This is a genomic window from Pseudomonas sp. DW-iso3, from assembly GCF_058725305.1.
Genome location: NZ_JBZXDZ010000003.1, coordinates 361,568 through 377,951, shown reverse-complemented (window position 1 = coordinate 377,951; position 16,384 = coordinate 361,568). Strand labels below are relative to the sequence as shown.

The 16,384-nt window shown below is 61.8% G+C and carries 18 protein-coding genes and 1 riboswitch; all 18 genes read right to left on the bottom strand.

Features of this window, described 5'->3' with window-relative positions:
• Positions 1–46 precede the first annotated feature (46 nt).
• The gene (locus tag AC4PS7_RS10855; RefSeq protein ID WP_010208695.1) at positions 47–598 is read right to left on the bottom strand and encodes a glutathione peroxidase; all 552 of its coding nucleotides are present in this window, start codon (positions 596–598) and stop codon (positions 47–49) included.
• Between the two features lie 165 nt (positions 599–763).
• Positions 764–1,963, bottom strand: coding sequence for an MFS transporter (locus AC4PS7_RS10850; RefSeq protein WP_162098522.1), 1,200 nt, complete (start codon positions 1,961–1,963; stop codon positions 764–766).
• 64 nt (positions 1,964–2,027) lie between these two features.
• Positions 2,028–2,432 carry a MarR family winged helix-turn-helix transcriptional regulator gene (locus AC4PS7_RS10845; RefSeq protein WP_010208689.1) on the bottom strand — a complete coding sequence of 135 codons (405 nt, stop codon included), beginning with the start codon at positions 2,430–2,432 and terminating at the stop codon, positions 2,028–2,030.
• Positions 2,433–2,474: 42 nt separating this feature from the next.
• Positions 2,475–3,203 carry an adenosylcobinamide-GDP ribazoletransferase gene (locus tag AC4PS7_RS10840; protein ID WP_010208687.1) on the bottom strand — a complete coding sequence of 243 codons (729 nt, stop codon included), beginning with the start codon at positions 3,201–3,203 and terminating at the stop codon, positions 2,475–2,477.
• Positions 3,204–3,205: 2 nt separating this feature from the next.
• Positions 3,206–3,781 carry an alpha-ribazole phosphatase family protein gene (cobC, locus tag AC4PS7_RS10835; protein WP_021490858.1) on the bottom strand — a complete coding sequence of 192 codons (576 nt, stop codon included), beginning with the start codon at positions 3,779–3,781 and terminating at the stop codon, positions 3,206–3,208.
• Positions 3,778–4,833, bottom strand: a complete 1,056-nt coding sequence (gene cobT / locus AC4PS7_RS10830; protein ID WP_021490859.1) for a nicotinate-nucleotide--dimethylbenzimidazole phosphoribosyltransferase — start codon at positions 4,831–4,833, stop codon at positions 3,778–3,780. Before cobT ends, cobC begins: the two co-directional genes overlap by 4 nt.
• On the bottom strand, positions 4,830–5,351 hold the full coding sequence (cobU, locus tag AC4PS7_RS10825) for a bifunctional adenosylcobinamide kinase/adenosylcobinamide-phosphate guanylyltransferase (protein ID WP_021490860.1): 522 nt from the start codon (positions 5,349–5,351) through the stop codon (positions 4,830–4,832). The genes cobT and cobU overlap by 4 nt, the downstream gene beginning before the upstream one ends.
• A gap of 91 nt (positions 5,352–5,442) precedes the next feature.
• A complete protein-coding gene (locus tag AC4PS7_RS10820; RefSeq protein WP_045791772.1) occupies positions 5,443–6,894 on the bottom strand; it encodes a cobyric acid synthase in 1,452 nt (483 codons plus the stop codon).
• Positions 6,891–7,880 carry a threonine-phosphate decarboxylase CobD gene (gene cobD / locus AC4PS7_RS10815; protein ID WP_021490862.1) on the bottom strand — a complete coding sequence of 330 codons (990 nt, stop codon included), beginning with the start codon at positions 7,878–7,880 and terminating at the stop codon, positions 6,891–6,893. Before cobD ends, AC4PS7_RS10820 begins: the two co-directional genes overlap by 4 nt.
• On the bottom strand, positions 7,873–8,781 hold the full coding sequence (gene cbiB, locus AC4PS7_RS10810; RefSeq protein WP_021490863.1) for an adenosylcobinamide-phosphate synthase CbiB: 909 nt from the start codon (positions 8,779–8,781) through the stop codon (positions 7,873–7,875). Before cbiB ends, cobD begins: the two co-directional genes overlap by 8 nt.
• Positions 8,778–9,428: a 5,6-dimethylbenzimidazole synthase gene (gene bluB, locus AC4PS7_RS10805; protein ID WP_010208679.1), complete on the bottom strand. Its 651-nt coding sequence runs from the start codon at positions 9,426–9,428 to the stop codon at positions 8,778–8,780. The genes cbiB and bluB overlap by 4 nt, the downstream gene beginning before the upstream one ends.
• Positions 9,425–10,756 carry a cobyrinic acid a,c-diamide synthase CobB gene (locus tag AC4PS7_RS10800; protein ID WP_021490864.1) on the bottom strand — a complete coding sequence of 444 codons (1,332 nt, stop codon included), beginning with the start codon at positions 10,754–10,756 and terminating at the stop codon, positions 9,425–9,427. Before AC4PS7_RS10800 ends, bluB begins: the two co-directional genes overlap by 4 nt.
• On the bottom strand, positions 10,753–11,364 hold the full coding sequence (gene cobO / locus AC4PS7_RS10795; protein ID WP_010208674.1) for a cob(I)yrinic acid a,c-diamide adenosyltransferase: 612 nt from the start codon (positions 11,362–11,364) through the stop codon (positions 10,753–10,755). The genes AC4PS7_RS10800 and cobO overlap by 4 nt, the downstream gene beginning before the upstream one ends.
• Positions 11,365–11,443: 79 nt before the next feature.
• Positions 11,444–11,694: riboswitch (cobalamin riboswitch) on the bottom strand.
• A 97-nt stretch (positions 11,695–11,791) separates the two neighbouring features.
• The gene (locus tag AC4PS7_RS10790; protein WP_010208673.1) at positions 11,792–12,331 is read right to left on the bottom strand and encodes a C40 family peptidase; all 540 of its coding nucleotides are present in this window, start codon (positions 12,329–12,331) and stop codon (positions 11,792–11,794) included.
• Between the two features lie 144 nt (positions 12,332–12,475).
• On the bottom strand, positions 12,476–13,105 hold the full coding sequence (locus AC4PS7_RS10785; protein WP_010208671.1) for a C40 family peptidase: 630 nt from the start codon (positions 13,103–13,105) through the stop codon (positions 12,476–12,478).
• A 213-nt stretch (positions 13,106–13,318) separates the two neighbouring features.
• Positions 13,319–14,023 carry a DnaA regulatory inactivator Hda gene (gene hda, locus AC4PS7_RS10780; protein ID WP_010208669.1) on the bottom strand — a complete coding sequence of 235 codons (705 nt, stop codon included), beginning with the start codon at positions 14,021–14,023 and terminating at the stop codon, positions 13,319–13,321.
• Positions 14,024–14,225: 202 nt separating this feature from the next.
• Positions 14,226–15,299 carry an AI-2E family transporter gene (locus AC4PS7_RS10775; protein ID WP_010208663.1) on the bottom strand — a complete coding sequence of 358 codons (1,074 nt, stop codon included), beginning with the start codon at positions 15,297–15,299 and terminating at the stop codon, positions 14,226–14,228.
• A gap of 32 nt (positions 15,300–15,331) precedes the next feature.
• Positions 15,332–16,372 carry a DUF2066 domain-containing protein gene (locus tag AC4PS7_RS10770; protein WP_492179404.1) on the bottom strand — a complete coding sequence of 347 codons (1,041 nt, stop codon included), beginning with the start codon at positions 16,370–16,372 and terminating at the stop codon, positions 15,332–15,334.
• Positions 16,373–16,384 lie beyond the last annotated feature (12 nt).

The following is a 16,384-nucleotide window of genomic DNA, read 5'->3' as shown; positions in this document are numbered from 1 at the left end:
GCCCCGCCCTCCTGCAAAGGAAGCGGGGCTTTTTAATGGATGATTGTCAGGGTTTGGAAGCCAACGCCTCTTCCACCGCCTTGATCAAATCCGGGCTGTCCGGTTTGGTGAGGCTGGAAAAATTGGCAATCACCTTGCCCTGCCTATCCACCACATACTTGTAGAAATTCCACTTCGGCGGCGCGTCGGTCTGCTGCGCCAATACCTTGAACAGGTGCACCGCATCCGGCCCCTTGACCTTTTGTGGCTCGGTCATGGTGAAGGTCACGCCGTAATTCACGTAGCAGACCTTGGCGGTTTCTTCGCCGGTCTTGGCTTCCTGCTTGAAGTCATCCGACGGCACGCCGATCACTTCCAGCCCTTCGCCCTTGTAGCGTTGATACAAAGCTTCGAGGCCTTTGAATTGTGGGGCGAACCCACAAAAGCTGGCGGTGTTGACGATGACCAGCGGCTTGCCCGCAAAGCGCTGGCACAGGTCGATGGACTCTTTGGCGCGCAGCTTGGGCAATTGGCCTTCCAACAGCGGCGGGCAACTGGCGGCCAGGGCAGCACTGCCAATGGCCATCAGGACGGGTACAGCGAGCCAACGCATCTGCATGTTATGTGTCCTTTGAAGAGACCTGACTAAAAGCAGCCAGACCGGAAACTTAACAGATCGACATGCCCAGTTGCATCAACGCCAGCCCGCCACGCTGCCAGCCCCACCAGGCCAACACCACCAGGACCAGCCCCGCAACCAGTATCACACCGTGTGCCACTCTGCTCATGCCGCCTCCATCTGTGCCTGCAATCGCGCCACCGGGCGCTCACGTACCGGCCAATTCAGGGCTGCGGCGAGCAGGCTCAGCAGGATCGCCACCTGCCAGATCAAATCGTAGTTGCCGGTTCGATCATAGACCACCCCGCCCAACCAGCCGCCCAGAAACGAACCGAGTTGGTGGAACAAAAACACTATCCCGCCAAGCATGGAGAGGTTTCGCACACCAAACAATGTGGCGACGGTGCCGTTGGTCAGCGGTACGGTAGACAGCCACAGGAAGCCCATCGCCATGCCAAACAGGTAAGCCGTGACTTCAGTGACCGGCGCCCACAGGAACAGCACGATCACCACCGCGCGCAGCAGGTACAACCCCGTCAGCAAACGCGGTTTGGACATGCGCCCGCCGAGCCAGCCGGCGGTGTAGGTACCGAAGATGTTGAACAGGCCGATCAGTGCCAGCACCGTGGTACCGACGGTGGCCGGCAAATGCTGGTCCACCAGATAAGCCGGCAAATGCACGCCGATAAACACCACCTGGAAACCGCAGACGAAAAAGCCGAAGGCCAACAACCAGAAGCCGGAATGGGAGCAGGCTTCCTTCAAGGCTTCGCGCAAGGTTTGTTGGCCCGCCAGCACCGGTAATGGCCTGTCTTTGAGCATCGCCACCAGCGGCAGAATCAGCGCCACCATCAGGCCCAGCGCCAGCAATGCAGCAGACCAGCCCAACCAACTGATCAAACCCAAGGTGCCCGGCACCATGGCGAACTGACCGAACGAACCGGCAGCACTCGCAATCCCCATGGCCATGCTGCGTTTTTCCGGCGCCACGGCCCGACCGACCACACCAAGAATCACCGAGAACGAGGTGCCAGACAGACCGATACCAATCAGCAAGCCGGCGCTGAGGGACAACGACCACGCCGAATCGGACATGCCCATCAACACCAGGCCCGCCGCGTACAGGATGCCACCAACAAACACCGCTCTAGTGGCGCCAAAACGGTCAGCCAAAGCGCCGGTGAACGGCTGTGCCAGGCCCCAGATCAGGTTCTGCAAGGCGATGGCAAAGGCGAAAGTTTCACGGCCCCAGCCAAATTCGCTGCTCATCGGCGCCAGGAACAGGCCAAAACCGTGCCGCACACCCAACGACAACGCCAGAATCAGCGCACTCCCTACAAGAATCCAACCACTGGTGCGCCACATTGAGGTCATTTCTTATTCTCCGTTCGCGGGTATATACCCGCTTGTATTCGAACAAACCCCGCGCTCAGGCGAGTTCGTCCAGCAAGGCCAACAAGGTTTCGCGTTTTTCCGCGCCGAGTTGATCGATCAATTTTTGCTGCGCCGCTTCCCAGGCGGGTAATGCGGCGGCAAGTCGTGCTTCACCGTCCTCGGTCAACATCACCAAGCGGTTGCGCAGGTCATCGCCTTCCACCAGTTTCACCAGGCCCTCACCTTCCAGCACCCGCAGGTTCCGCCCCAAGGTGCTGCGATCCAGGCCCATGGCTTCCGCCAGGCTGGAAATACTCGGCTGATCGAGGCGCTGCAGGTTACACAACAAAGAATACTGGGCGACGTTGATCCCGAAGCCATCAAGGGCGCCGTCGTAATGCCTGCTGACGCCACGGGCGGCACGTCGCAGGTTGGTGCACAAACATTGGGAGGCAAGCATAGAAGGTGTATATACCCGCGATTTATGAAATGCAAGAAAGTGTTACAGCGCCAGGCCGACCAGAACCACGACTTCCAGCAGTTCCAGCAAAGCGCCTGCGGTATCGCCCGTGGTGCCGCCCAGCCGATTGACCATCAGTTGGCGCAACCCTATGAAGCAGATCGCGGCAAGTAGCACAGCCAGCCCGCCACTGAAGCCGCCGATGAGGATGCAGGCTAAACCACTGAGGATCAGTACCTGCTGGCCGACGATCCTCGGTAAATGATTCGACAATGCCTGGCCCAATCCGCCGGCACGTACATAGCGCGTGGTAAGAAACAGCGCCAGCATCGATGCGCGGCCAATCAACGGCGCCAGGATCAGTGCTGCGCCGTTAGGTTGCTCGATCAGGGCCACCAACGCAGTGAATTTGAGCAGCAGCACCATCCCCAGGGTGACCACGGCAATCGGGCCGCTGCGGGGGTCCTTCATGATCGTCAGCGTGCGTTCGCGGTCGCCAAAACCGCCGAGCCAGGCGTCGGCGCTGTCCGCCAAACCGTCCAGGTGCAGGCCACCACTGAGCAATACCCAGGCCGTCAGCAACAATGCGGCATGCAGCAACAACGGCGCGCCCATCAATACCGAGTTCAGGCCCCACAACAACACACCGAACAACAGACCGACGACCGGATAAAACAGCAGTGAACGCCCCAATTCCTGAGGCTGCGGCATACCCGGCAAGCGAATCGGCAGACTGCTGAGAAATTGCAGGGCGATCCAGAATGGCAGCATGTCTACCCCACTTCCGTCAGTGTGCCGCCAGCATTGACGTGCAGACTGAACAGCCCGCCATGGCCCACTTCGACGTTCAACAGTTGCTCCCTCGGCAAACCACGCGCTTGCGCCAGTAACAGACGCATCACACCGCCATGACTGATCAACAACACACGCTCACCGGCATAGGCCTGATGCAAGCGCGCGACAGCGCCCAGAACCCGGTCGGAAAAGGCGCTGACAGGCTCGCCCTCCGGTGGTGTAAAGCGGTAGGGATCAGCCCAGAACAACCCCAGCCCTTCGGCGTCGGTCTCCATCAAGGCTGCCGCACTCTGCCCCTCCCAGGCACCGAAGTGCAGCTCTTGCAGATCCTTTTCCAGGGCCACCGGCACATGGAGCTGAGCCCCCAGTTCCTCGGCAAACCGCGCGCACCGTTGCAGCGGTGAACTGACCAGACGGTCCCACGGCCCCTGCGCCACCACGGCTGCGCGCATTTGCGCCCAACCCTTGGCGGTGAGTGCATCGTCCAGACTGCCGCGCAGGCCGCCGCCCAACTCGGTCTCGCCGTGACGCAGCAGGTCCAGGCGCAAGGTCATACCGGGCGGTCTGCCACGGCGGCTTCGGCGAAAGTCGCCATCTGACCGTGCAGCGCACATGCCAGGCGCAACAAGGGAACCGCCAGTGCAGCGCCGCTGCCTTCGCCCAGGCGCAGGCCCAATTCCAGCAGCGGCTTCGCGTCAAGGCTTTGCAGCACATGGCGATGACCTGGTTCAGCGCCGCGATGGCCGAACACCAGCCACTCATGGCATGCCGGGTTCAAGCGCGTCGCAACCAGCGCTGCGACAGTGCAGATAAAACCATCCACCAGCACCACGATGCCTTCTTGCGCACAGGCCAGGTACGCGCCCACCAGTGCGGCAATCTCAAAGCCGCCGAGATTGAACAGCGTTTGCAACGCATCACCACGCTGGCCGGCATGTAACGCCAGGGCGCGTTCGATCACGGCCACCTTATGGCTGACACCCTGAGCATTCAACCCAGTGCCAGGCCCCGTGAGGTCACTGACCTGGCAGTCGAGCAAGGCACACGCCAGCGCACTGGCGGCGGTGGTGTTGCCGATGCCCATCTCGCCACCGATAAACAGCTGTGCCCCGCTTGCCAATGCTCGCCGCGCACTGTCGCGGCCGGCTTGCAGGGCGAGCACCCCTTGGGCCTCGGTCATTGCCGGGCCATTGACGAAGTTGGCGGTGCCCGCACCGATGTTCAGGTGGCGCACACCTGGCAGGTCCAGGGACGGCGTGACCGTGCCAAGGTCGACCACTTCCAACTGTGCCTCCAACTGTCGCGCCAAGACGCTGATGGCCGCGCCACCGCTGACAAAGTTGTGCAGCATCTGCCCAGTGACTTCCTGAGGAAACGCCGACACGCCCTCCGCTACCACGCCATGGTCACCCGCGAAGATGGCGATCCACACGTGGTCCACCAACGGTTTGACCTGGCCCTGCAAGCCGGCCAATTGCACCGCCAGGGCCTCCAACTGCCCGAGGGAGCCCGACGGTTTGGTCAATTGCTGCTGGCGCGCCAAGGCGTGTTCGTATGCGTGCGCGTCAATCGCCTTACAGGGGTTGAGCCACCAGGTGTCAGTCATAACGCAGTACCTTTCAACGTCAGGGGCAGGCCGGCAACTGTCAGGACAACACGCTGACAGCGCTCGGCCAAGGCTTGATGCAGCCAACCGGCTTCATCCACATAGCGGCGAGTCAATTCGCCCAGCGGCACGACACCCAGACCGGTCTCGTTGCTGACAAAAATGATTTCACCCGGCAGCACGGCCAGGGTTTCCAGCAACTGATCGCGCTCAGCCACCAGGCGATTCGAGTCTTCCAGCATCAGCAGATTGGTCAGCCACAGAGTCAGGCAATCCACCAGCAGACACTGCGCGGGCGCGGCATTTTCGCGCAGCACGCGCGCCAATTCGATAGGCTCTTCGATCAGCCCCCAGTGATCGGGACGACGCTGGCGATGCAGGGCGACGCGTTCATTCATCTCGCCATCCAGCGGTTGGCTGGTGGCGATGTAAGTGACGGGCAAGCCGCTGTCGCTGGCGAGCTTTTCGGCAAGACGGCTTTTGCCGGAACGGGCGCCACCGAGGATCAGTTGCAGCATGGGACAGCACCTTGGGTTGGCTGAAAAGGCTCGGCCTTAAGGCCACTATCGCGGGCAAGCCAGCGCCCACATCGGGACCGCGTACTCACCGTCAGACCCCGCACAGCTTGCGCAATAAATCGGTGTCCAAGTGATTCTCCACCAGGTCCGCCAGGCGCTCGATATCGCGCTCGCGCAACGCGTGGTAATCCACTGCCTGCACATCCTGCAGACCGGCCCAGCGCAGCAAGGCGCTGCAGGCCGCCGGGCTTTCGAACAAGCCATGCAGGTAGGTGCCGAGAATTTGCCCGTCGGCACTTTGCGCGCCATCCGTGCGACCGTCATCCAGCAACACGGCAGCGTTCGACAAAGCGTCGCCAGACGTCACGCCCGCATGAATCTCATAGCCGCAGACCTCGGCATCCTCCAGCAACAGCCGCCCGCGCACGTTGCGCAACTGCTTCTCTTCTTCAAGCGTAGTGCTGAACGCCAGCAGCCCAAGCCCATCGCTGGAGCCGGCAGGCCCTTCCAGGCCCAGCGGGTCATGCACCTGCTCGCCGAGCATCTGCAGGCCGCCGCAAATGCCGAGCACCTTGCCGCCATAGCGCAAGTGCCGCGCCACGGCGGTGTCCCAGCCGTTGGTGCGCAAATAGGACAGGTCGCTGCGTACGCTTTTCGAGCCGGGGAGGATGATCAAGTCGGCGGCGGGGATTGGCTGGCCTGGCCCGATGAATTGCAGATCCACTTGAGGATGCAGGCGCAGCGGGTCGAAATCCGTGTGGTTGCTGATGCGCGGCAACACCGGCACTACCACCTTGAGTACCTGGGCCACCTTGTCGGTCTGGCGCCTGTCGATGCCGTCTTCGGCTTCCAGGTGCAGGTCCATCACGTAAGGCAACACGCCCACCACCGGTTTGCCGGTGCGCGCTTCCAGCCAATCCAGACCGGGTTGCAACAGCGCGATGTCACCGCGAAAACGGTTAATGATAAAGCCCTTGACCCGTGCCTGCTCCGTGGGCGATAGCAATTCCAAGGTCCCGACCAAATGGGCAAACACCCCGCCGCGATTGATGTCGGCGATCAGCAAAACCGGGCAATCCACCGCTTCGGCGAAGCCCATGTTGGCGATGTCATTGGCGCGCAGGTTGATCTCCGCCGGGGAGCCCGCGCCTTCCACCATTACCACGGGGTAAGCCTGGCTCAACCGGGCGTGGGAAGCCAGCACCGCTTGCATCGCGATGGATTTGTAGTCGTGGTAGGCCACAGCGTTCATGGTGGTGACGGCGCGACCGTGGATGATCACTTGGGAGCCGGTGTCACTGTTAGGCTTGAGCAACACCGGGTTCATGTCGGTGTGCGGCGCCAGGTTGGCGGCCTGGGCCTGCACAGCCTGGGCGCGGCCGATTTCGCCGCCTTCTGCGGTCACGGCGCTGTTGAGCGCCATGTTCTGCGGCTTGAACGGCACCACCGCCACGCCCTGACGGACCAGCCAGCGGCACAGCGCCGTCACCAAGGTGCTTTTGCCGGCGTCGGAGGTGGTGCCTTGCACCATCAGCGTGCTCATGTAGCGTCCTTAAAGGCGACCAAGGCTTCGTCCAGCCGTAGCCAGTCAGCCTCGGTGTCGAGCAGGCCGAAACGCAGACTGCTGTCGTGGACAAACAGCCGTAGCAGGATGCCGCGCTGGGCCATGAATTCGTGCATGCGTTCGGCGTGAGGCGTGATCAGCCATTGAAACAACGCGCAGCCACCCTGGGGGGGAAAGCCGTGGCGCTCCAACAAGGCGAACAAACGCTGGCCTGCCTCGATGCAACGCACGCGTTGGAGCGCCTGACCGATGGTGTCGCGCAGACATATCTGACCCAACACCCGCGTCGGTCCGCTGACGGCCCAGGGGCCGACCTGTTCGGCCAGCAACTTGAGCAGCTTGCGCTCGGCCAATACAAAGCCCAGCCGCACTCCGGCCAGACCGAAGAATTTACCGAACGAGCGCAACACGATCAGGCCGACCTGATGGGCATGGCCCGCCAGACTGAATTGAGGGGTGACATCCATGAACGCTTCGTCTACCACCAGCCAGCCGCCCCGCTGGGCCAGCCGCGAATGCCAGTCCAGCAAGCGTTGTGGGGCCAGGTTCAGGCCGGTGGGATTGTTGGGGTTGACCACCACCAGTACGTCGAGCCCCTCCAAAAAGAAGTCGACTTCCTGCTCTTGCACTTCGCGCACCACGTAGCCGGCGCGGCGCCAGGCTTCGGCGTGTTCGGCATAGCACGGTGACAACACGCCGACTTTGCCAGCGCGGCGCAGACGTGGCAGCAACTGGATGGCCGCCTGGGAGCCGGGCACCGGCAACAGGTGTGCAGCACCATAGTATTCGCTGGCGGCCTGCTCCAGGCCGTCGTCGGTTTCCGGCAGGCGCGCCCAGGCCCGCAGCGGGATCTCGGGAATCGGCCAGGGCCAGGGCGCGAGGCCGCTGGACAGGTCGAGCCAATCGGCCTCGGCTATCCCGTACTGAATCGACGCCCTGCGCAACCGGCCACCGTGCTCAAGCATAGAATTGCGCCCCCGCGCATAGAATCAGCAGCCACAACCATACGCCGCGCTGTACCAGTTGCCAGCCCCGGTCGATGGAATCGGCATCCGCCGCCGGGCCTTCGCCCAGTTGCGGACGCTGGTGCACTTCACCGTGATAGATGGCGGCGCCGCCCAACTCCACGCCCAGGGCGCCGGCACCGGCCGCCATCACCGGGCCAGCGTTCGGGCTGTCCCAGGTCGGGCCCTGGGTGCGCCAGCATTTGAGCGCCAGACGAGTCTTACCCAGTACCGCGTAGGTCAACGCCACCAGGCGTGCAGGAATGTAGTTCAGCACGTCGTCAATCTTTGCCGCCGCCCAGCCGAAGCGTTCAAAACGTTCGTTGCGATAGCCCCACATGGCATCAAGGGTGTTGCTTAGGCGATAAAGCACCACGCCCGGCACTCCCGCGAGCACAAACCAGAACAGCGCGGCGAAGACCGCATCGCTGCCGTTCTCCAGCACCGACTCAGTGGCCGCGCGGGCGACTTCGGTGCTATCCAGTTCACTGGTCTGACGGCTTACGAGGTAGCTCACGCGCTGTCGCGCTTCGTCCAGGTCATCGCTGCGCAAGGCCTGGGCCACCGGGATCACATGCTCGCCAAGGCTGCGCATGCCAAGCGCGCAGTACAACGCCAGGATCTCCAATACCCAGCCGATGTACGGCGCCCAGGATAAAGCCGTAGCCAGCAGAGTCAGCGGCACCACGGCGATAACCCACGCGGTCACGCCATGACTGCGCCAGCCGCGACCACCGGTATTGAAACGTTGCTCGATACGCCCGGCGAAATTGCCGAACGCCACCAGCGGATGCCAGCGTCTGGGTTCGCCCAGCAGCGCATCCAGCGCGACTGCAGCGACACACAGCAAGGCCACACTCATTGACTCACTCCCCACCCATTCTCATACAACATGTCACTCAGCGGCCGAGGCTCGGTCCAGCCTTCGAGTTGCAACATCGGGGCCGGGTAGAACTCGGCCACCGGCCCCAGGCACAGCACGGCCAAAGGTTTCGCGCCGGGTGGCAAACCCAGCAGATCAGCCAGGGCCTGGGGCTCGAACAGCGAGACCCAGCCCATGCCCAGCCCTTCGACACGGGCCGCCAGCCAAAGATTCTGAATAGCACAGGACAGTGACGCCATGTCCATTTCAGGCAACGTGCGCCGCCCAAAAATGTGCCGCTCACGGTCATCCATCAACGCCGCCACCAGCACTTCGGCGCAGTCGTGAATGCCTTCGACCTTGAGCTTCATGAACTCATCGGAGCGTTCACCCAGGGCTTCGGCGGTGCGTATGCGTTCTTCTTCCACCAGTTGTTGAATCTGCCCACGCAACGGACGGTCGCTGATGCGGATAAAACGCCAGGGCTGCATCAGGCCGACACTGGGTGCCTGGTGCGCGGCCTGGAGCAGACGATGGAGCAATTCCGGGGCGATAGTGCCGCCGCTGAAGTGGCGCATGTCGCGACGTTCAGCGATGGCGCGGTAGACCGCCTGGCGGTCGGCCTCGGGGAAGGCGTTGTCGGTCATGGCCTCATCGCCGGCAAGCCGGCGCCTACAGGATCGGGCGCGAACAATGCGGCCACCGCCTGGGGATTCGAGGGGAAGTAAAAGTGTACGTAGGAAGCCGTCATCCGCCCCTGCCGATAAACCGCCTCGGCACCGCGTCCGCCATTGGGGCTAAGGCCACGGGCAATCGGCTGCCATTCGGTGGTGGTCAGGGAGTGGTGATAGGTATGGCCGCGCAGCGTGCCTTCGGGCAATTCGACATTTTGCAGCGCCAAGGCCGCGAGTTTCTTCTGCATCACCGCATCGCCTTGCAGCAGGCCCACCAGTTCGGCGCGAACACCCTCGACGTCGGTCAGCGAGTCCAGCAGGTAGAGCATGCCGCCGCATTCGGCGAGCAGCGGTTTGCCGGCGGCATGATGAGCGCGGATGGCGTCAAGCATCGAGGTGTTTTCCGCCAGCGCCTGGTGGTGCAATTCCGGATAACCACCGGGCAGATAGAGGCTGTCGACGTCAGGCAATTTGCGATCGTGGATCGGCGAGAAAAACTCCAGTTCAGCGCCCATTGCCCGCAGCAGGTCGAGGCTGGCGCCATAGGTAAACGCGAAGGCTTCGTCGCGGGCCACGGCGATGCGCACACCGTTGAGCAGTGGCTGGGTTTCGATCACTTCCGGTGCGGCAAAGGTCACTGGCGGCGGCAAAGCCACTTCGCAACTGCTGCCCAGCGCTTGGGCGGCTGCATCGAGACGCACATCGAGGTCGTTCAGTTCGCTCGCCTGTACCAGGCCTAAGTGACGGCTAGGCAGTTCGATACCGGTCTCGCGGGATAACGCGCCGTACCAGCGCAGGCCTTCGGTGAGGCTGCCTTCGAGCAATTGTGCGTGACGCAAGGTGCCAACGCGATTGGCCAGCACCCCGGCAAACGGCAGATCCGGCTGATAACGTGCCAGGCCCAGGGCCAACGCGCCGAAGGTCTGGGCCATCGCCGTACCGTCAATCACGCCCAAGACAGGCACGCCGAAGTGTCGCGCCAGGTCGGCGCTGGACGGTGTGCCATCGAACAGGCCCATCACGCCTTCGATCAGGATCAGGTCCGCCTCCCCCGCCGCTTCCCATAGCAAGCGACGACTTTCCTGCTCGCCCACCATCCACATGTCCAATTGATACACCGGCGCACCGCTGGCGCGTTCGTGGATCATCGGATCGAGGAAGTCCGGGCCGCATTTGAACACGCGTACCCTGCGCCCCAGGTTGCGGTGCAATCGGGCAAGCGCGGCGGTGACGGTGGTTTTGCCCTGGCCGGACGCCGGTGCGGCAATCAAGACGGCCGGGCAATGACGGGGCTGATTCAAAGTTCGACGCCCTTCTGTGCCTTGATACCGGCTTGGAACGCGTGTTTGAGCATGCCCATTTCGGTGACGGTGTCGCCCATTTCGATCAGTTCAGGCTTGGCACCGCGGCCAGTGACCACCACGTGTTGCATCGGCGGGCGGGCTTGCAGGTCGCTGAGCACCTGGTCCAGGTCGAGATAGCCGTGCTTGAGGGCGATGTTCAGTTCGTCGAGTACGACAAGACCGATAGACGGGTCCTGCAGCAACTCGCGGGAAACCGCCCAGGCGGCTTCGGCGGCGGCGATGTCACGCTGGCGGTCCTGGGTTTCCCAGGTGAAGCCTTCGCCCATGACATGAAAGCGCACTTGCTCAGGGAAACGGCGGAAGAACAATTCCTCACCGGTACTGTTGCGCCCCTTGATGAACTGCACCACACCGCACTGCATGCCGTGCCCCATGGCCCGGGCCAGCATGCCGAACGCGGAGCTGCTCTTGCCTTTGCCGTTGCCGGTCAGCACCAGCAACAGGCCGCACTCGTTCGGGGAGTTGGCGATGCGTTCATCGATCACGGCTTTTTTGCGCAGCATGCGCGCCAGGTGGCGTTCGTCGCGGTCGGGGGAATCGGTCATGGCAGCTCTCCGTTGGGGCTGGACAAAAACGGCGGGCAGGAAAAAGAAAAAACAGACAGCCAAGCATCGCCCACCGTGATGCTGTTGGATGTTGCAGGCCGGTCTCCGGGCTCATGAGTGGCGCGCGTCTTATAGAAGCGCAGACCGACGCTGCGCCTTCCCATATCGCGAGCGATACAGTGGCAAAAGGCAGCGTCTTGACTCATTTACCGTTGCGGGGGCAGCGCCGGGATCGCGGCGTCACTGTGTACAAGTGCGCTCACTCACCGGCTTCCCTGTTTCACTCCGTCGACCCATGGGTCACAGAGCACCTGGAACAAGCGGCGAAGGGTAGTAGTTTGAGGGGCGAGCTGCAAGCTTCAAGCTGATCGACGCAAGCAGGCATCGCACCGCTTGCAGCTTCACGCGTGAAACCTGCCGCTGCTTTCTAGGGATTACGCGCCAGATTGCCTGGCAACACGCGCTTGGCGCTCAGGTAGGCATTCTGCCAATACGCCTTGGACAAGGTGTCCAGCTTCACCGTACCGCCGGTTTGCGGTGCATGCACAAAACGGCCTTCACCGACGTAGATCCCGGCGTGGCTGACCTGTGAACCGCCGCCCGTGGCAAAGAACAACAGGTCGCCCGTCTGCAGATTCTGCTCGCTGACATCTTGCGCACGCATCACGATCAATTCGCGAGTGGTACGCGGCAGGGAGATACCGGCAGCGTCGCGGAAGACAAAACCGATCAGGCCACTGCAATCAAACCCGGAGTCCGGTGTGTTGCCGCCCCACCGATAAGGCGTGCCGACCAGGCCCAGGGCACGGAAGAGGACGTCTTCGGCCGCAGGCGAGAAATTCTGGCTGGAATAGTTGAACACCGGCTTGGGCTTCACCGCTACGGGAGCAGGCGGCGGTGGACGACTTGCGCAGGCGCTGAGCAGCGCGGCGCAAAGAATGAGGATCAGGCGGGCCGAGGTCGACATGGGCAGAACAATCCTGGTCTGGATGCGGCTTTCGCTGCCGAACGCTGAAAACCAGAACGCGCAAGCAAAGCTCGCGCGAACGGATTACAACAATGTCCAGGGATTCTAGCGCTTACACGTCAAACTTCAAGTATCACTTTAAGTTTACTTGCTAGCGGTAACTGTCGTCGGGGCCATGGCGAGTGCGCGCTTGGCTTCGATGAAGGTTTTGCTCCAGTAGCTGTCGCCCAGGTTGTCGACTCGAACACCGCCACTGCGACGGCTGCTGGAGTGGATAAACTGGTTGTCGCCCAAGTAGATACCGGCATGACTCACACGACCACGCCCTGCCGTACTGAAGAAAAGCAGATCACCGGGCTTGAGGTTGTTGCGCGCGACCAACGGTGCATCCACGTTGATCATTTCGCGGGTGGAGCGTGGCAGGTTCATGCCCGCTTCTTCACGAAACAGATAGCCGATGAAACCGCTGCAGTCGAAGCCGGCTTCAGAAGTGCCGCCGAAACGGTAACGGGTACCGATCAGGGACATGCCGCGTTCGAGGATGCTGTCGGCCAGAACGGGAAGCTGGTAAGGCTTGCTACCGGAGAAGTTGGTCAGCTCTTTTTCAGTTGCCAGCTCTTCTTCATAAACAGAAGCAGACTGTGCAGCAACGAATTTTGCCTGATTTTGAACCTGTGGTTTTTGCTGTTCTGCCACCTGTTGAGGGTGGGAGGCGCAACCAAACAACAGGGTAACGAGTGCGAGGGGCACGAGGGGTGCGAAGCGATTTAGCATGGGCACGACCGTGGCTGATATGTAAAGAAGACGAGACTATGCCCTCTATCACATCGATTTGCAAATTCAATCGTGATCTATGTGACTTCTTGTTTTGACCATGACATCTAAGCCCTTAACACCCCGTACCTGCCTTTTGCGTAGCCACATCGGCTCAAACGCAGGTTTTCTGGCGCCTGGAATTTGCCGAACGCGGCAAAAACAAAGGGCTGTCTACCAGCCGAGGGTTTCTTTCAAGAAGGGAATGGTCAGCTTGCGCTGGGCCTGCAAGGAGGCCTGGTCGAGCTGTTCGAGCAAATCGAACAATGCGCTCATGCTGCGTGTGCCGCGAGTGAGAATAAAGTGCCCCACTTCATCGGTGAGGTGCAGGCCACGACGGGAAGCACGCAGTTGCAAGGCACGCAATTTGTCTTCGTCGGAGAGCGGGCGCATCTGGAAGATCAGCGCCAAGGTCATCCGCGACTTGAGGTCGGCCAGCTTGATCGGCAATTCCCGTGGCGAGGTAGACGCGGCAATCAGCAGGCGCCGACCACTGTCACGCAAACGGTTGAACAAGTGAAAGAGCGCCTCTTCCCATTCCGCCTTGCCGGCGATCGCTTGCAGATCGTCCAGGCACACCAGCTCGTACTGCTCAAGATGGTCGAAAATGCCGATACCGCGATCCATCAACTCAGCCAGGGGCAGGTAAACCGCCGGCTCGCCCATTTGCTCGAAACGCAGGCACGCGGCCTGCAACAGGTGGGTACGCCCTACGCCGTGCTTGCCCCACAAATAGATCAGGCTTTCGGTCCACCCGGCGTCGGCTTCGCAGAGCCGCTCGACATAGCCGAGTGCAGCGGCATTGGCGCCTGGGTAGTAGTTGATAAAGGTGGCGTCGTCACGCAGACGCACACCCAAGGGCAGCTGAATCGGTTTCATGCTGACTGAACGGCTCCAAACGAACCGTTAGTGGCCTCTGTGTAAAGTTTGCAAAGTTTATACCCGTGACGCCGGGCGCACAATGCAACAGACCCCAAGCAAAATCAAAGGTTTGCGTTAACTTGTTGGTTTTATGCAGATTGTTTGACACCCCAGCGCCAGAAACAACAAACCCGGCCAGGCCGGGTTTGTTGCAGAGCGATTACAGATCCGGGTCTTCAACCCCTGTATACACATCCGAATCCTTGTACAAATCGTGCACATGGCGCACCAGCACCATGATCACTGCCGCCACCGGCAGCGCCAGCAAGATGCCCGTAAAGCCAAACAGCTCACCGCCCGCCAGGATCGCAAAGATCACTGCCACCGGGTGCAGGCCAATCCGATCGCCGACCAGCAGCGGCGTCAGGACCATGCCTTCCAGAGCCTGGCCGACCATGAACACGGCCACGATGCCCAACATTGGGTACAAATCACCACCAAACTGGAACAGCCCGGCCACCAGTGCCGCGCCGATACCAATCACGAAGCCCATATAGGGCACGATCGCAGCCAGGCCGGCGATCAGGCCAATCAGCAGGCCCAATTCCAGGCCGATGGCCATCAAGCCAGCCGCATAGATGATCCCCAGGGCCAACATCACCAGGAGTTGGCCACGCACGAAGGCGCCCAATACCTCGTGGCACTCTTCGGCGAGGGAGACGATGCGTTCCTCACGGTCACGCGGCAGCAGGCTGCGGATCTTGGCCATCATGAGGTCCCAGTCGCGCAGCAGGTAGAACGCGACCACCGGGATCAGTACCAGATTGGTCAGCCAACCGATCAGCGCCAGGCTGGACGCAGTGGCTTGGCTTAGTACAACGCCGACAATATCGGTGGTCTGCCCCATGTGCTCGCTGATCGCGGCCTTGACCTTGTCGAACTTCCAGAAGCCATCCGCCAATCCCAGCTTGGCCTGGGCCCATGGCATTGCCGTGTGCTGCAGCCAATCGAGCATCTGCGGCGCCAGCTCATAGAGTCGGAACAGCTGCTTGGCCAGCATCGGCACCAGTACCAGCACCAACGCCGTGATGATCAGGGTAAACAGCGCGAACACCGCCACCACGCCCCAGGTACGCGACAGCCCGGCCTTCTCCAGACGATCCACCACCGGATCGAAAAGATAGGCCAGCAGCAACGCGACCAGGAACGGCGTCAGGATCGAATGCAGCAAGAACACAAAGACGCACAGCAGGACAATCCCGCCAAGCCACACCCAACGACGCGTATCCGCCATAAACCACTCCATCTATATAAAGAAGAAAACTGCTACCAACGAAAACGCAATTGCGCCTGAGGCTCGGGTGCCATTGCCGGTTGCGCGCCATCCACTGCCGATTGCTGGACCGGCGCCTCACCCGCAGGAATCTCCTGCAACTTGGCCAGGCTCAACTGGGTGCGCAACTGATCGGCACTGCCGTTGACGCGGTACACGATGCGATTGCCATCCACTGACTGCGGCTGACCGCCAAAAGGCTCCAGCAGATGACCCAGTGCGGCATAACGCTCCAGGGTCATGCCCTGTACTTCCAGCAACTGTTCGGTGCTCACGCCGGGCTTGACCGCGAAGCGCGGCGCGAGCTTCTGGCTCACCGCCAGCATCACCGCATCGGCCACCGCGCCGGTGTCGGCCCCTTGAACCGTGCCCTGCTCGCTCTTGTCGCCCAGCCACAAGCGCCATTTGGCTTGCCATTGACTGCCTTCCTGGCGCGCATGCACGGCCAGCAAGGCATCGGCGCCGTAACGCTCGGAGGCGGTGCGCAGCGGCGTTGCGTCGGCACTTTCCAGGTTCGGCGCGGTAGCGACCACCTGCTCATCCAGGTCGCCCAGCGGCAGGCGCAACGGCAAGCCACGGTGTTGCGCAGCACGGCGCAACGCTTGGGCGACGGTCTGGCCATCGCCAACGAGGCTGCTGCCTTCGGTGGAGTCGTTCAGCCACCAGCCTAGAATCGACGGCCGATTGCTGCCCCAGATCGACAAGCCCGCTTCACGCAGGACGCGATCGGTGCTCACCGGGTCGAAATCCACTTGCAGGCTTTCCGGCGGGCCGGCGTCATAGCCGTACTGGCTGATGATTTGTTGCGGATCTTTACGAACGGCCGCCAGGCCCGGGCCGTCGGCGGCCTTGGCGTCGCCGGTCAGGCGGATCACCAGGGTCTGCACGGCGCGCTGGGTGGCCTGGTCGCGCTCCTGGGGCGACTGGCTGCTGACGGGTTCAAGTACTTGATAAAGGCCATTGAGGGTTTCGGCATGACTCGCCAGGCCGAGCAACGACAAGCAGCCTACAAAGAAGAATTTACACAGACGCATGGAAGATTCCCG

Coding starts and splice junctions, on each gene's coding strand:
- AC4PS7_RS10790 (WP_010208673.1), bottom strand. CDS start 12,331: ATGTCGACCTCGGCCCGCCTGATCCTCATTCTTTGCGCCGCGCTGCTC.
- cobU (WP_021490860.1), bottom strand. CDS start 5,351: ATGCTGCAACTGATCCTCGGTGGCGCCCGTTCCGGCAAAAGCCGTCTT.
- AC4PS7_RS10775 (WP_010208663.1), bottom strand. CDS start 15,299: ATGGCGGATACGCGTCGTTGGGTGTGGCTTGGCGGGATTGTCCTGCTG.
- cobD (WP_021490862.1), bottom strand. CDS start 7,880: ATGCTTGAGCACGGTGGCCGGTTGCGCAGGGCGTCGATTCAGTACGGG.
- AC4PS7_RS10855 (WP_010208695.1), bottom strand. CDS start 598: ATGCAGATGCGTTGGCTCGCTGTACCCGTCCTGATGGCCATTGGCAGT.
- cobT (WP_021490859.1), bottom strand. CDS start 4,833: ATGACTGACACCTGGTGGCTCAACCCCTGTAAGGCGATTGACGCGCAC.
- AC4PS7_RS10845 (WP_010208689.1), bottom strand. CDS start 2,432: ATGCTTGCCTCCCAATGTTTGTGCACCAACCTGCGACGTGCCGCCCGT.
- AC4PS7_RS10785 (WP_010208671.1), bottom strand. CDS start 13,105: ATGCTAAATCGCTTCGCACCCCTCGTGCCCCTCGCACTCGTTACCCTG.
- AC4PS7_RS10840 (WP_010208687.1), bottom strand. CDS start 3,203: ATGCTGCCATTCTGGATCGCCCTGCAATTTCTCAGCAGTCTGCCGATT.
- cobC (WP_021490858.1), bottom strand. CDS start 3,781: ATGACCTTGCGCCTGGACCTGCTGCGTCACGGCGAGACCGAGTTGGGC.
- cbiB (WP_021490863.1), bottom strand. CDS start 8,781: ATGAGTGTGGCCTTGCTGTGTGTCGCTGCAGTCGCGCTGGATGCGCTG.
- cobO (WP_010208674.1), bottom strand. CDS start 11,364: ATGACCGATTCCCCCGACCGCGACGAACGCCACCTGGCGCGCATGCTG.
- AC4PS7_RS10770 (WP_492179404.1), bottom strand. CDS start 16,372: ATGCGTCTGTGTAAATTCTTCTTTGTAGGCTGCTTGTCGTTGCTCGGC.
- AC4PS7_RS10820 (WP_045791772.1), bottom strand. CDS start 6,894: ATGAGCACGCTGATGGTGCAAGGCACCACCTCCGACGCCGGCAAAAGC.
- bluB (WP_010208679.1), bottom strand. CDS start 9,428: ATGACCGACAACGCCTTCCCCGAGGCCGACCGCCAGGCGGTCTACCGC.
- hda (WP_010208669.1), bottom strand. CDS start 14,023: ATGAAACCGATTCAGCTGCCCTTGGGTGTGCGTCTGCGTGACGACGCC.
- AC4PS7_RS10850 (WP_162098522.1), bottom strand. CDS start 1,963: ATGTGGCGCACCAGTGGTTGGATTCTTGTAGGGAGTGCGCTGATTCTG.